This window comes from Mycolicibacterium chengduense (genome assembly GCF_033741155.1).
Taxonomy (GTDB): domain Bacteria; phylum Actinomycetota; class Actinomycetes; order Mycobacteriales; family Mycobacteriaceae; genus Mycobacterium.
In genome coordinates this window covers 778,381-792,813 of sequence record NZ_JAWQNH010000003.1, presented here as the reverse complement: position 1 = coordinate 792,813, position 14,433 = coordinate 778,381, and the positions used below count along the sequence as shown (strand labels likewise).

The 14,433-nt window shown below is 59.8% G+C and carries 9 protein-coding genes; 4 read left to right on the top strand and 5 right to left on the bottom strand.

Annotated features, from left to right (window positions below; all coding sequences use genetic code 11):
* Nucleotides 1-30: 30 nt before the first annotated feature.
* Entirely contained in the window at nucleotides 31-657 is a 627-nt protein-coding gene (locus SBI67_RS29125) for a class I SAM-dependent methyltransferase (protein WP_413232474.1), read from the bottom strand.
* A 193-nt stretch (nucleotides 658-850) separates the two neighbouring features.
* Nucleotides 851-3,106, bottom strand: a complete 2,256-nt coding sequence (locus tag SBI67_RS14315; RefSeq protein ID WP_318981174.1) for a YcaO-like family protein — start codon at nucleotides 3,104-3,106, stop codon at nucleotides 851-853.
* A 553-nt stretch (nucleotides 3,107-3,659) separates the two neighbouring features.
* On the opposite strand from SBI67_RS14315, the gene SBI67_RS14310 reads away from it, so the two are divergent.
* The 3 genes from SBI67_RS14310 to SBI67_RS14300 all read left to right on the top strand — a co-directional run bounded on the left by SBI67_RS14310 (nucleotide 3,660) and on the right by SBI67_RS14300 (nucleotide 11,537).
* The gene (locus SBI67_RS14310) at nucleotides 3,660-4,169 is read left to right on the top strand and encodes a hypothetical protein (RefSeq protein WP_318981173.1); all 510 of its coding nucleotides are present in this window, start codon (nucleotides 3,660-3,662) and stop codon (nucleotides 4,167-4,169) included.
* A gap of 383 nt (nucleotides 4,170-4,552) precedes the next feature.
* A complete protein-coding gene (locus tag SBI67_RS14305; RefSeq protein WP_318981172.1) occupies nucleotides 4,553-5,746 on the top strand; it encodes a hypothetical protein in 1,194 nt (397 codons plus the stop codon).
* Nucleotides 5,747-7,001: 1,255 nt separating this feature from the next.
* A complete protein-coding gene (locus SBI67_RS14300) occupies nucleotides 7,002-11,537 on the top strand; it encodes a helicase-related protein (RefSeq protein ID WP_318981171.1) in 4,536 nt (1,511 codons plus the stop codon).
* A 293-nt stretch (nucleotides 11,538-11,830) separates the two neighbouring features.
* Here the strand turns inward: SBI67_RS14300 and SBI67_RS29120 are convergent, their stop codons facing one another.
* From SBI67_RS29120 to SBI67_RS14290, 3 genes are all read right to left on the bottom strand, one after another.
* A complete protein-coding gene (locus SBI67_RS29120) occupies nucleotides 11,831-11,935 on the bottom strand; it encodes an integrase core domain-containing protein (RefSeq protein ID WP_413232491.1) in 105 nt (34 codons plus the stop codon).
* A 548-nt stretch (nucleotides 11,936-12,483) separates the two neighbouring features.
* The gene (locus SBI67_RS29220) at nucleotides 12,484-12,717 is read right to left on the bottom strand and encodes a hypothetical protein (protein ID WP_318981170.1); all 234 of its coding nucleotides are present in this window, start codon (nucleotides 12,715-12,717) and stop codon (nucleotides 12,484-12,486) included.
* 95 nt (nucleotides 12,718-12,812) lie between these two features.
* Nucleotides 12,813-13,130 (bottom strand): hypothetical protein, encoded by a 318-nt coding sequence (locus SBI67_RS14290; protein WP_318981169.1) that lies wholly within the window; start codon nucleotides 13,128-13,130, stop codon nucleotides 12,813-12,815.
* A gap of 50 nt (nucleotides 13,131-13,180) precedes the next feature.
* Between SBI67_RS14290 and SBI67_RS14285 the strand changes: the two genes are divergently transcribed.
* Complete coding sequence (locus SBI67_RS14285) at nucleotides 13,181-14,254, top strand: nucleotide kinase domain-containing protein (protein WP_318981168.1); 1,074 nt, start codon at nucleotides 13,181-13,183, stop codon at nucleotides 14,252-14,254.
* The last annotated feature ends 179 nt before the right edge of the window (nucleotides 14,255-14,433 follow it).

The window sequence follows — 14,433 nt, the reverse complement described above, 5'->3', positions numbered from 1 at the left end:
CTCCGCGAATGATCGGAAGTCTCATCTGTGTCAGGACCGAACGAACGCCTCGACTTCCACTCTGTAGACGTGTACGTGGCGCGAGTTCATCGCGTCTGGGAGCATCCATACTAAGTCAGTTGCAGGGCTCTCTCGTCGGAATCCCGCACGTCGCAAATAGTCCGGGATTCTGTCCGCAAGCGCAGGCTCGGGACTGTGCGCCCAATCATGTGTCGAGGCAACAACGAGAAGCCCACCTTGGTGAGTAACGCGACCGCACTCTGCTAATACGATCTCCGGATTATGTACGCGGTCAAGTAGATTGATCAGTAGTGCCACGTCCACTGACTCGGTCGCGATTGGAAGGCTGGTCGCGTCCGCTCTAGCCAACCGTGCCGTCGCCTTGGGAAGGTATTCGTAAGCGTGTACCAATGACGCTGCGTTGACGTCTAGACCGTAGGCAGGGGTTTCGATTCTGGCCAGTAACTCACCCATGAGACGGCCTGTAGCGCAACCAATGTCGAGAACAGGTCCCTGTGGGGTTCGTAGATTAAGCACGTAATCGGCGAGCGCCCGATAGAAGTCGAGCGAGTTCCCTACTCCTTCGATGTGTAGAAGTGGGCTCCATTCTCCATTGGTGAGAGTGGGGGGCAAGAAGTGGGTACGAAAGTACTGCATCGCGCGAACGGCCGGATCAATCCCAAGCGGGTCCGCCGGAAGTACGTCCTCGCTGAGGAAGTCAAGGCCGAAATTGATGCGTCGGTAGGACCGGTTGCAGTTCGCGCATTGCTCTGTGTCTGGAATGAGCGGCGAGCTGCAGCCAACGCACGCCCATATCTCGCCCGCATTTCCACTGCACATGGCTTGCGCCTCATGCAATGAAGTGCGGAACGGCCGAGGGCCGCCTGTCGACCGACGGCTCAAGGGTCGGGTGGGTACGGTGCTCCATGCCAACTCCAAAGTTGATTGGCAGCATTTTTTCTGACAGCATTCGAACTACTTTTAGCCCAGACGCTCCTTCAGGGTCTAAGTCGACCTCGATCGGATCCAAGATCTGCAGAACACTGTGCCAACTGAATGAGGCAACTGAGAGCTCGCTGGGTTCCGTATTCGCGGTCATGAACTCGTCAAGGAGGTTGCTGTGACTTTGGGCATAGAATAAACCGTGGTCGAGTGGTGTTCGAAGATTGGCCAGTTGAAGTCTGTCGGGACGAGTTTGCGCACGGTATCCCGCTAGCGCCACCTCTGCCTCCTGATAGGCTTTCACGAGGGCGTCCGTTGGCGTGTCGAACGAGGCGGCAGAACCGAAGCAAAAGTGAGGGAACTTCGAGTCGCTGACGATAGACACTCCTATCACCACCGCAGAAGCGCACGGAAACCGGTGAACTCGTAGAGTGAAGCCGCGTTGGTGCCAATAGTCCGCGCGACGCTTTATATAGGCAGTCCAAGCGTCTTGGTGCACTTGAGGCGGTGCGTTTTCCGTATACCACGCACGCAGTATTGCGTCGCGCTCAATCAACTCTAATAAGGCGTTCTTCCGTGCATCCAGGGCAGTAGAATGCGCTGCTACTCCACTTGAATTAGCAAAAGCTGTGAGTGGCCGACCAAGCCGAGAACCTGACAAAGGATAGAACGTGATGTCGATCGGCACTGGAAATGCTGCGCCGCTGACCACGCGACGGCCGATGACCCACTCGAAGACGGCGTCATCTCTGAATTCTTGAAGGCGACCATCTTGTGCGTCGATCTGCTCTGCGGTAAGAGGCGAGAACATGTTGTGCGCGTACGCGGCATTTATCTCGGCAGACGTACCCAACGCGTCTACGCGGACCATGCCACTGTAGTAGCGCTCGAGCGCCTCGACGATTGCCTTCGTTCGTGCTAGGAGACTCGAGGGTGCGGTCCCCCCGCACAGCCTTTCGTCTGAGTCGGCCCGCGAATCGTGCGCTGTGGGAGCGAACAGTGAAAGCGCTTGGTGGCACGATAAGTCGCCCGGCAGCCGTGAACCGTTAACGAGGCTGGCCCACCGTACTGGGCGGCCTTCTCCGACCGCCGGTTCGACTAATTGATAGGTACTGTCGAGCCTCTCCGCGCGTGCGTTCGGGTATTCAGCCGCTGTTCCAAGTGCGACGCATATCAAAGGCGCGGGCGCGGATGCAGGTCGCGTGGCAATCAACTGTGCTAGTGCGGCATCGTTGAACCCGCCATACACAAGGCTCGAAATATTCAATCGGCTTGAGCAATCGAGAATTCGCTCAACTGCGAGACCAGATTCTATCAGCGCATAACGATATCCCCGATTTGCATACTTGCTCGCGTTGTATTCAAGAGCTGCACAGATGATTACTACAACCGCACTATTGTAAATGGCGGACTCTTCATTTAACGCAAACCGAACTTCCGGGTCGCCGAATGGAAAATTGTGAATAATCCTGATGGAGTGGCTAACCTGGTTGTATTCGTAGATGCCCGGAGCAATCGGTGCGCGTTCGCAATTCTGCACTATGAAGAACCTCAGCGTCTGAAGATTCCCCGCGGATGGCTTCTGATGACTTGCAGCAGCCAGGATATCGGCTAGTTCCTGATGTTTGATCGGCTGGCCGTCGAAGCGTCGACAACTTCTGCCTCGTCTAGAATAGGCGTTGATATGGGGTCGAGGTAGTTGTATGCCGGCGGTGTCGGGGTGGCAGGGGCTAGAAAGCTTCTCCAATTCAATAATCTGGCCGATACGGAGGAATCCGTTGTATCGCATTGGGTTCTGAGATTCAGCATGAAGGCGCGTGTAAAGCATTCTGCTGTCTATCAATATTCCCAGTCTGAACAGGTCAACAATGATGCCTGCGACGATTTCCGGCGCATACCCCAGTTGCGCAAGAGTCTGTACGACGTCGTCGTATGAGCACTCCCCGTTCGCGGTCTCGATAAGGTCCCAGATCGCGTCCGAGTGGTTGCGTACTGTGACTCTATTGGTTCCCGAGAAGAAAACTATGCCGTCGCGAGATGGTCGGGCGGCACACGCCATCAGCGGGTATGTAGGAAGCCTCGCGGCCGAAAGCACTACATCTACCGAGTCGCTGCTCTCGGTGCTGAACGAAAATTCGCTAGGTGAATCCGCCGCTGCGCCCACGGTCGCAGCCTAACCAACCTCGCAGTGTCGAACGTTGCCGATCGCGTGGCTGCTTTCCTCTGCGCGGGACAATGAGCGGGGCGTGAATCTGCCCGCAGCCTGGCAGAAGGCTGTAACCTCTGCTTAGAAGCTACCTCACTGGGAGATAGGCAGTTCATGGACGATCTTTCAACGCTCGATGTAGTGATCGAGACGCGGACACAAGCTTCCGCCGTGGCCAATAGTGGAAGCGGTGGCAATTGCGGGAACAGCGGCTCCTCGAGCAACGGTGGCGGCGGCGGCGGCTGCCACATCAGAACCGAAGACTAGGTCGACTCGACACCGCCGGTTCGCACGGTGCACCGTCTCGTCCCAGAGATCGGCGAGCCGCTCTGCGGAAACGCTGCGGTCACTCGATTCAGTTCGGTGCCCGCCTTCGCCGGTCGCTAACCACGCTGAGTACTGGTGTCGGACTGTGCATGGCGCTGACGTGGCGCAGCACGCTGGACTGGCACGTGCGAAATACGCTGTTGCGACGGGGTAGGAAATGGGATGTTCAAACTTTCTGGATCAGTTGATCGAGGTTAAAGCCTCTCCTCGCAACACGGGAGCCCTTGGTTCGTTCGGAGAGGCGGCTGCCGAAGTATTCCTGAGCGAAGTGATGGGTCATGAGGTTGTCGCAGACGAATCGAGCCGCGATAAGCCGCAAGGTGTCGATCTCGTCACATTTGACCCTGCCAAAGACCGGATTATTGTCGTCGAGGTAAAGACGACTGGGCGTGAAGCGGTCGTCGGTCCAAAGCTGGCCAAGACAACCTCAACCCGTCAAATGAGCGACGCGTGGGTCGCCGACCCCGGTGCGTCACGCAGCGGTACATCGCGAGCCGCTGAAGCCGGGCTGGACGTCGTCCAGTTCGACGACATTGGCGGAGCTGTGGCGAAGATGGTCGCCCACGTCAACATTGCGACCGGAACCGTTTCGCTGCATGAGATGAATGGAGATCGGGTGGATCCGGTGGCGGCTGTGGTGGTCGGTCTAGAGGATCTGGCGAGGTTCTCGGACGCACTTCGCGAGAAGAGCTAGGCAGCTTGGCAGCTGAGCACAGGCGCAACCCGCGCCACCGAAGTCGATCGTCCGCAAGGCCACGTCAGGGTCCGGTCTTTCAGCGTGGTGACCCGCCCGACTCCATCGCAGTAGGCGACTTTGCTGCCCAGTACGGTCTGGGTGAGATCCCTGCGCGCTGGCAAGCGTGGCTAAGCCGTTACGGATGGCAACATCAGCCTGAATTTGGTTGGGAAATACTAGGGTTGACACCCGCTCCCTCTGGCCTTGACGTTCGATCGCTCCTAGCGGGCATCAGATTCACCTTCCCTCACTTTCCGCGCGATCTCGTTCCGATCGAATGGCTGCCCGAACAACAGGTCGCCTGCCTGCGTCTGTCTGACCACGTTGAGGACCCCGAAGTCGTGATCGTCGACCTCGACAAACCGGTTACGTGGACCTACGCACAGCCTCCAGTGAGCACATTTACCGAGTACGCTCGCGAGTTTCTTGCGCATGCGCACGAAGTTCGTCGTATCCAGCAGTTCCTCGCCAATCAACGTGCGGCGATTGCTGCGGGACGGCGTGCCGCTGACCAGATGCCGCGGCCCGACGACTGGCGGGTGTACCGCTTTTGCTCGCAGAATGTGGTCATCGCAATGCCGTTGTTGAGGTTCGATCGGAACATGCAGGCGCTTGTTGTCGGTGCCTGCCCTATAACTGAACTTTCGCAGTTGGATCCCGACGCGCCGGCCCGGGCAGTGTGCACTCTGCTCTTCTCAGAGGCGTATCGAGCTGGTGGAGATTTAACTGTCCATTTCGCTGCCGGCGTTGGCCGAAACGCAGAGCCAGCGCCTATCCCTTACCCGCTCATGCGATGGGCAGGCCGGTGCGGCGTAAAGCTCGATCGACAGTCGGGCGTCATCGATGCTGAGTCGGCCCAGACGTTGTTTCTATCATCCGGAGAGTTCTCGGATGGCATGCGCAGGCGCCTGAGTGAACTCTCTCCCGGCGGACTCGCGGCGGTATGTTTCGGGGTTGCGAGCGGCACGTGGTCTGCGCCGGCCGCCGAAGCCATCCTTGCTTGGGCCGAAGGCCCTGCCGCGATCCTCAGAGGCGATTCGAATCCGCTTGAACGCGCTCGGTACGCGCTCGATCTGCTCGAGGCACGGTCGGCGTTGATGCTTGCCACGCTCGTCACGCGTGTCGGGGCTGGCTCGGGAATGAGTTCGTTGGATGCGGAAGATTCGGAGCAACCTGTGAACTTGACTGTGCTACCCAACCGCTGTGCCGTGGTAGCGGCGCGGGATATCCAACTGATGGATTGGTGGGTGCCAGGCTCGGCGCCGCCACCGATATCCGACTTCCATGTCCAAGTGGTTGATGCCGAACACGATCAGCTCATCGAAGCGTTGGCCGCAGCCGTCAGGGCGGCGCCCGAAGGCCGTGTGCTGTTGTGCCCGAAGGATTTACACTCGCTAAGCAGCATGGCAATGGCTGAGGTGTTGGAGTCAGCCCGCTTACGGAATGTAGTGGTCTTGTCGGGGCCCGAGTACACGACAACGATCGCGCTTCGCGCAGCAGACGCGCTGAGCCGCGCAGCAGGGGCGCGTCTATGACCGGCACTACGCTCTTACTGCTGGGCATGGCTGGACCATGGTCCGGTAGCGAACAGCCCGACCCCGTGGGGTTTCGCGACCTGGTCCGATCGCTACAAGCAGTCGAGCGGCGACATGCGCGGGGGCACCACCTGACCCGCGATGACCTCCGCCGCTACGATGCGGCAAGCGCTGGGATCGAGCGGCTCGCCCGCCTACACGGGCAAACACTCGCAAGTGTGGACGCCACGCTAATCCGCAACATCGACTCCGTAGGCAGGGGGCGTGCTGGTTTCCATCCGCCGGACACCGCTCCGCAATGGCTGCGAACTGTGGCGAGCAGGCTAACGGCACCGGGGCGATCGCAGGCGTTGCAGATGGCGGACTTAATCGCCGCGAGGCGATACGGATTGGTGCTAACGCCTTCCATCGCGCCAGCAGCTGTGCACTGGGAGGTGGAAGCGGTAGAAGGAGGAAGCTCGGCTGAGTGGACTCCGACCGCCCCAGAAATAGCTGCTGAGATTCGCGGCCACCTGCCGAGGTGGGATGTTTTTGCTGACAGATCTGACCGCGTCAGATCCGCAGACCGACTTTGGAGTGACTGCGCATCCGCAGTTGAAGCCGGTAGGCCCATCGCCGTCGGAGCAGGCGCTCGCCACGATGTGATCACGGAGGTGTTCAACCATGCGGGCGCCGTGGTCTCGGTGCCAGTCGAAGTAGGCATCTTGTACGTCGACGGCTCGCGGGCGGAGCCGTTTACTTTTCGAGCACCGCGAGTCAATGCCTCAGTGGGTGGCGGGACTTTGAGAGTCGGACTGATGTCGATGCGTCACACCGAACTAGATCTAGATGTTGACGGCTACTGGTTCCGTAACCGTGCCGTTTCCACCACCCGCACAATGGCTGAAACCGATTCCTATTGCGCGGCCACAAGCACTACTCGACTGGCCGACCTCGCGGCTGCTGGTATTGGACGAATTGAGCTAGTACACACTGGCTTTGAACCCGCGGTAATCGGGTTCTACCGGGGTCTTCAGCGATACATGATGGAGGCTTCGCATCCCGTGCAGGTACAGCCGATTTACCTTGCAGACGAATACATTTCGGGCTCGTTATGGGGTGCTGTGTGACGCGCGACTGGAAGGTGGAGTGCAAAGGTTGCGGCCATCAGTTTACCTACTCTGATGCGTCCGCCAGAGCGGCTGCTGAGCGAGGAGAGTCCCGACCTGAACGTTGTTTGTCGTGTCGGCAGCGCCATAACCGCCAGACGGCTCGAATGGGCGCCGCGTACGTCGATCTAAACCCCGGAGAACGTCCCGTACCTCCAGGAGGGCTTAAAGCCGGCCGTCTGGGGCGGATTGACCGCGGCCCGCGTCCGCATCGTGCGGATACCACGCCCGTACCCAGTATCGAACCGGGAACGTTTGGCATTGAGGACAAGCACATTCGTGACTTGATTACGCTCTTCGAACAGCATCAGGTAATCGTTGTGCACGCTCCGACAGGCTCGGGAAAGTCGACCTTCCTTCCATGGCGCCTGCTCAACCCCCCTGACCCATATCCGCACGATGCAATCACGCGGCATGGGACGATTGTGGTCACACAACCACGAATCGAGGCTACGCAAGGAATCCCACGCTTCCTGGCATCGAAACTGCACGGGGCAGCAGTCGGAGCAGGTGTCGACATCGGATTCAGGCACTCAAAGGCGGTCGATAAGTCGGATTCCCGCAATCGCTTGCTATTCGCCACGGATGGCACCTTGTTGAACATGATTCGCAGAGGGGAACTCAACTCCTGCTCGACGGTGGTCATCGACGAGGCTCACGAACGAAGCCTCAACATAGACCTCATCCTCGCGCTGGTGCGCCGTCAACTCGTCATGTTGCCCCAACTGCGGCTGTTGATCGTGTCTGCCACGATCAACACGGACTCTTTTGTCAGCTTCTTCGGCCCCGAGATAAGTGCCACCGCGATCTCGATGCCAGGGAAGCCGGACAACCCGGTGTATGAGCGCTGGCGAGGGTCTGAGGAGATTCCCACGAGCCAGTGGCCTGCGCGCATGGCAGGCGAGGTCGCGCACCGGACCCTGGAGATCTTGCAATGGATGGCCGGCGGCCCGCGCCCTGCGGATATACCAATTCATGTCCCCTGCTACAACGGCGACATTCTCGCTTTTCTACCCGGGACAAGAATGATCAAGGCCGCAGTCGCTGAACTGGGCGAGTTGATTGAAGAGGACGATCACTTACAAGGAGCCGTGGAGGTACTTCCGCTTTACGCCGAACTCCCGCAGCGGCAACGTGCTCGAGCACTCCGTCCTGAGAACCGGAGCCAACGCACCAAATGGCGCGTCATCGTATCGACGAACATTGCTGAAACGTCACTCACGATCGACGGTATTCGACACGTGGTCGACTCCGGGCTAATCAACTCGACGGAATGGGATTCGTCCACCCTTACAACGGTCGTGCGGCCTAAGCCGCATTCGAGATCAGGTCTACTCCAGCGCCGCGGTCGAGCGGGTCGCACGGCATCCGGAATTTGGCACTGCTTGTTCTCCAGGACCCAGTTCGAAGCTCTTCCGTTCGAGACTCCTCCAGAGATCGTGCGCGCGCCTCTTGAACGTGTCGTGCTCACCGCGGCCGCTGCTGGAATCAGCGATTCCGCCGCACTCAAGTGGCTCGAGCCCGGACCCCCGGAGGGTGAGTTGCGGCGCGCAACCGCAACGCTTCGAGGTATTGGCGCAATTACTGCTGACGGAGACCCAACCCCTTTCGGCACTGAACTAGCGGCTTCGCCGGAGGCATTCGACGCGGCGGCCGTCCTGATGTGCGCGGACGAGGCAGGCGTAGCAGTAGAGGCCGCAACCGTGCTTGCTGCGGTCCGGGATCGCCGCTGGGTCAAGGTGCTTAGGTGGAGCGACAATTGGCCAGCAGTCACCCGCCTACACGCGGACCGGGTGCACTCCGCGCTCTTGTCGGAGTGTCGAGACGATCTCGACGCAGTCCTGCTGCTCTTCCACTTATGGGAGATGGCAGAACCAGGAGAACGATCCGCAGTGAGTAAGCGCTATCTGCTGGACGATGGGGCTTTGCGGAGCATTCTGGAAGCACGCGCAAAACTTCTCCAATCACTGCAATCGCGGACGAAAACTGTGGAGATTCGCCCTGTCGAACCTGGTTTGGCCGACCGATTGCGTCGAGTTATAGCTTGGTCATCGCCGAACGCACTATATGGCGCCGCCGAAGAGGGTTGGCGGCCGGTTCTCGTGCCACGGGCCGATCGCGAAGTAGTTACGCGCCTTCACAGCGGAGCCGTTTCGGAGTTGGACTCCGACACACTGATCTCACGTGGAGGTCGAACACCCGAGTTCCTTGCGAGCCTGGTAAGGGATCGCCGCATACAATGGATATCGCCACTTCAAGATCCTGCCGACCGGGTTACTTTATCGTTCTGTGTCGCACTCACTCACAATCATCTTTCCGACGATGTTCCACTGCTTGCGCACGTCGCTGGCCACGGCATCGCCGCAGCTGCGAAGCCCCCCTTAGTCATTCCCGGTGAGCGAATAAGAGCCGAGCTTGTGGGCGAGCGCCGAGACGGCATTCAGGTGAGGAGGATCTTCTCTGAGGCTCCGCTGCTTGTGCCGGATTTGCACCTGACTGAACTGGAAGATGCGGTGCCTGAAACGGGCGACCTGGATCAACGTAGCGGGGAGAGAGCCGATCTTGGCAGCCTCGAACCGGATTTGTCCAGCGCAGTGGAATTCTTGGATTCCGACGACTCCGCCCTACCAAGTTCTGAAGCTGAAGATACTGCGCTGCAAGATAACCCATACGCAGAGCTTGAAATAGTTAGTACAGGGTTTGATGCGCAGCATCCGATTGTGGCAGTGACCGGCGTGGTCGACGGAGTCGTTTATGCAGAGCCGGATCCCATCGCTGCAGCCGAGAGCTTTGCCGCTCGGTTCAGGCCCGGAAGCGAATGCCGTGTGCTTGTCAAAGAGATCCGCACACTCAACAGGGACCGCACCCGAGTGCTAGTAGGCCAAGAGCCCACCACCGGGGTGAACGTTCCGATATCGGCCATCGAGATTGGCTTCGGTGTCCGGTATTCGATGCTCGACGATCGAATGGTCGGAAGCTGGCGGAATCTCGCGGTCGTGGGAACTGACCCCTCGAATGCGCTTGTGGCGCTCTCCGCGCTGCCGTGGACAGTGGGCGTACTCACGCGCATCGCCAAGAACGGTGCCGCGCCACTCACGGCTACCATCGTGGATGCGGCGAGCGATCAAATCTGGCTAGCGCTGGAGGCAGATGGCCTGCGTATTCGATCGGAAGATCCGCCCATCGCAGTCGGGATTCCAAGCGACTATCTACCCCTACGCCCGCAGGAGCTATCGGTAGGCCAAACCGTTCGGGTGCTCCCATTGAAGTCGAGGCCGCGTCGTAGCGAAGTGGACCTAGATGTTGACAACTTTCATTTGCCGACCGGACCCTTCCAACGACGGGGCAAGACACTAACGCTCGACGGCGAAGTGACGCCGACCGACGTACTGGCGATGTACAGGGCGATGCAGACATTGAGCCCCGCCGAACAGATCGCGATGGGACGGGCATTGGAACGGCTTGTCGCGAGGACGCTTCGTCCGCGACTTCGGGTCATCGATACTACGGGACTTCAAGCGCTCGCAGGTCGTGTCAGATCCACAGCAACGATATTGGAGACGAACACTGAAAGAATCACCGTGCGGACCGATACCGGACTCGTAACTTCGATAGTCAACGCCCACTTGGCCTGGCCGGGCAGGCCGATTCCGACATTGTCAGCTGGGCAGACCGTCGAAGCCTTCATCGATGAAGTTGACGTTGCGAAGGGCCGGGCCTATCTCAGCCTGCGGCATCCCGACGAGGATCCGCTACGCCTGATCGACGACGCACGGTCATACCGAGGTCTGGTAGTCGATTCAAACCGGGCGGGATTGTTGGTGAACTGCGCAGACTTGCCAGAAACGGTATTCATCCCGTCAAGCGAGACAATGGTGTCGGGTAAGAATCCCCGACCTGAGGCTAACACCCACGTGAGCTTCAAGGTGATCGAGGTCGACATCGAGCGGCGAAGGATCGTAGCCTCTCTCGCCCAATATCGGCGCCAGTGGTCATTGCCCAACGATCTGACGGCAGTACTTCGAAACAGGGACCGAATCGATCCAAATCGACTGCGTCCCTTGGTAGGTGATACTCCGCACCTACGAATCGATGAGAGACAGAACTTGGTTGTGCGTTGGAGCAGCGAGTTAGGCGGTGTTCCACCGGAAATCGCGGCAGGTGTAATCGACGATCTTGTTAGCGGTCAGGTCACTGAAATAGTCGTCCCGTTCCTATGGCCCATCTCCACCAGCGAGTTCCGGGCGACACTCGCTGCAGACTTCCGTGCGCTCCTGGGTAACGAGAAGGTCGAGCAACAGTGGCATACGTACGTCGTACACCCGAGTCGGATTGCGGCGGAAGCGATTGTCGAGACGATCCGGGGCGCCTTCCCATATCGGATCGTGGCGACGGGGTTGAGGTGTGCTTCAGCGGGTCAGTTCGCCTCTGCGCTCAGGGCATTCCGAGAGGCGGAGCGGACGCGCGGCCAAGAGGCGGCGAGGCTCACCTTCGAGCGTCCTCTCAACTACGTCGACCTCGCGGTGGGTGATACGTGGGAAGCCTTCGCGCAGCGACTCGCGAGCCACTCTCTGACTCTAACGGAACCAAAGTACTGCGTAGACAGCCGTATTCAATGGGTATCCACCGGGCCGGTGACTTAGGTGGCGTGGTCGGCGGCGCTGGTATTGGCTGGATCAGTGAACGGGAAGTTCCAGTGACTGGCGCCTTGAGCACATCCGTATGAGCAGCGGAGTGGCGAGTTCCCGATACCAAGTCTACCCAGAGTTAGAGTCAGGCTTGTTTAATCCAGATTCAGTTGATCTCGCAGGCCACCGGAGTTTGGGTGCACCTGCATGCGGCAGCGTACTCGGCTGGTGTGCGGGTAGCCCAGCGACGAGTGACGGTGTCGGTGGTTGTGTTCCGTCTTGAAGTCGCTGATCACTACGCGGGTCGATCAGGTCTTCCAGTGGTTGCGGTTGAGGCACTCCTTGCGGAGTCGGTTATTGAGCGATTCGATATGCCCATTGTTCCATGGCGTTCCCGGCGGGATACACGACATTCCGGTCTTGCCGTCAGAGAACTGTTGCAGCGCTTGAGAAATGAACTCGGACCGTTGTCCATCCGCAGCACCCGCGGCGGCCCGCCGGCGAGGTTGAACACCTTGGCGGGCTCGGCGACCATCGAGGCGATCTTGATGGCCTTGCCGCCGATGGTGGAGTCGAACTGGAAATCGATCGCCCACAACACATTCGGGCGTCGGCCTCGATCGACAGGATCGAGGACACCCCGGCACGCTTGCGCGGACTGTGCACCCGCACCTTCAGCCCTTCCTCCCGCCACAGTAGGTGGATCTTCTTTTGTTGACCTCACGGCGCTCGTTGTAACGCAACGACGCCCAGGCACGGCGAATCCATGGCAGGGGTGTTTGGTGGCGTAGGAGCGCAGCCAGGCCCGCATCTCGGTGCCAGGATCGGCGGGGTCTGCGACAACGGCAAGCGGCGACCAGGTGGAGCGCGCCAGTCAACAGCCTTGCACGCCAATCGCTCCGGTAGGGACTGCCCCAACGTGGAGGTGAGCATGTCGACGGCGCGGCACTTGGCAGCTGGCTCAGAATTTCCCTTGGGAAGCGACCTCCCGTAGGGCGTCTTTGACCAGTTCGGCTTCAGCGCGCAGTCGTTTGAGGCTGGCCTTCCGCTCGCGCAGCTCTTTTTGCGGCGTCGGTATCCATGCCGCCGTGGGCGCGGCGCCAGTTGTACAACGTCGCCGCCGACACACGCCGAGTTCAGCGGCGATCTCCTCGCCGGTCTTGCCCTCCGCGGAATGCCGCTTCCGACCAGCCATACGATGAATGTATCTTCATCGAAGATCAGGTCGAGCGCAGCATCGACGGTGTTGAGAAACGTCGGCGAGGGCGGCATCGAGCAGTGACGGTTCAGCTACTGGCTGTCCTGTGCGAGGGCCTTGCACAAGGCTCTCAATTCGGTCCACGTGTTCTTCTTGGCGGCGCGAAAGTACGTGGCTCCCCGTGGACCTGGCAATCGTCGGGCCTCTTCGAGGATCCCTGCGGCGAATAGACGGTGAATGACCGGGCGGACCAAGCTGTCGGGAAGACCAGTTGCTACGGCGATCCCGCGAGTGGTGAAACCGCCGTCGCCGCGCACCTTGGCGATCGCGCCGACGACCGTAACTAGATGACGGTTATTGAACAACGCCGCTGAGCGCTCGGCATGTCCATCATGGGTAGAAACCGTCACGTGTATACAGTGACACGTATAGCGAATAACTTCACGCAAGCGAGGTCCCAATGGTCGCGGTGCCGAGCCCTCAGCAGATGGTGCTTGACGGAGTGGGCGATGATGTCTTCGTGACACCACCTGCGGCGTACATGCCCGGTCCCGTCGTGCGGGTTGGTGGTGAGCTCTTCGAAACGACGCCGGTATTCGACACTTATTGGAGATTCGCGGCTCAACGCCAGCAGGTTTACGAGGCCCGGTTGGCGGGATGTCCCGGACCATGGACATCGGACCCGGTGCTGCGCAACCACAGGTTCACCAATTGCTTCCGCGCCTCCGATCGCGTGAGCCAATTCCTCATTCGTGACGTCGCTTATGGGGGGTCCCAGCGGCCCGATGAGCTGGTATTCCGGGTGATGCTGTTCAAACTGTTCAACAAGATCGACACCTGGCAGTTGCTGACCCAGCAGCTGGGCTTCCCCACTCTGGACGGGTTCGACGTCGATCTCTACAGCGGTGTGCTCGATGAGGCCTTCTCGCGCGGACACCGCCTGTACTCGGCGGCGTACGTGGTTCCTCCGCCACAGTTGGGTGCAGACCGAAAGCACCGCAACCATTTACGCTTGCTGCGTCACATGCTCGATACACGCTTGGCCGATCAACTGTGCAGCGCCGATAGCATGCAGGATGCTTTCGCCGTCCTCAAGAGCTATCCGGCCATCGGCGACTTCCTAGCTTTTCAGTTCCTCATCGACATCAACTACAGCACCGCCTTGGATTTCGACGAAATGGACTTCGTCGTCGCCGGGCCCGGTGCCCGCGACGGGATCCGCAAGTGCTTCGGGCCGTCGAGTGCAGGCAAGGAACGTGAACTGATCGAATACATGGCCACCTCCCAAACCGAGCACTTCGCCCGCCTCGGGCTGCAGTTCGGGGGGCTGTTCGGGCGTCCACTACAGCTGATCGATTGCCAGAACTTGTTCTGTGAGGTGGATAAGTACGCCCGCGTCATGCATCCCGAGATCGCCGGCTACAGCGGTCGCACTCGGATCAAACAGAAGTTCCGTCCCGTGGCCAGCGCGGTGTCGGCGTGGTTCCCACCGAAGTGGCGGCTCACCCTCCCACAACAGCGGGTAACGGCCTGAGGGTCGGTGCGCCTGGCTTAGGATCGGGCCCAGCAGGCGATGAAGGGGACGTTCGACGGTGGATGCAGATGTCGTGGGAGACCGCGAGTTGTTGATGGTGGTCGCGAGCCTGGAGCGGCTGGCGATCCGCGTGGAGGCGCGGTTCAACCCCGATGTGAACGAGTCCGCAGATGACGGTG

Bases quoted from the DNA above. Each gene is read 5' to 3' on its own strand.
- SBI67_RS29125 (WP_413232474.1), bottom strand. From the start codon at position 657: ATGCAGTACTTTCGTACCCACTTCTTGCCCCCCACTCTCACCAATGGA.
- SBI67_RS29120 (WP_413232491.1), bottom strand. From the start codon at position 11,935: ATGTCGTGTATCCCGCCGGGAACGCCATGGAACAATGGGCATATCGAA.
- SBI67_RS29220 (WP_318981170.1), bottom strand. From the start codon at position 12,717: ATGGCTGGTCGGAAGCGGCATTCCGCGGAGGGCAAGACCGGCGAGGAG.
- SBI67_RS14285 (WP_318981168.1), top strand. From the start codon at position 13,181: ATGGTCGCGGTGCCGAGCCCTCAGCAGATGGTGCTTGACGGAGTGGGC.
- SBI67_RS14300 (WP_318981171.1), top strand. From the start codon at position 7,002: ATGGGCGCCGCGTACGTCGATCTAAACCCCGGAGAACGTCCCGTACCT.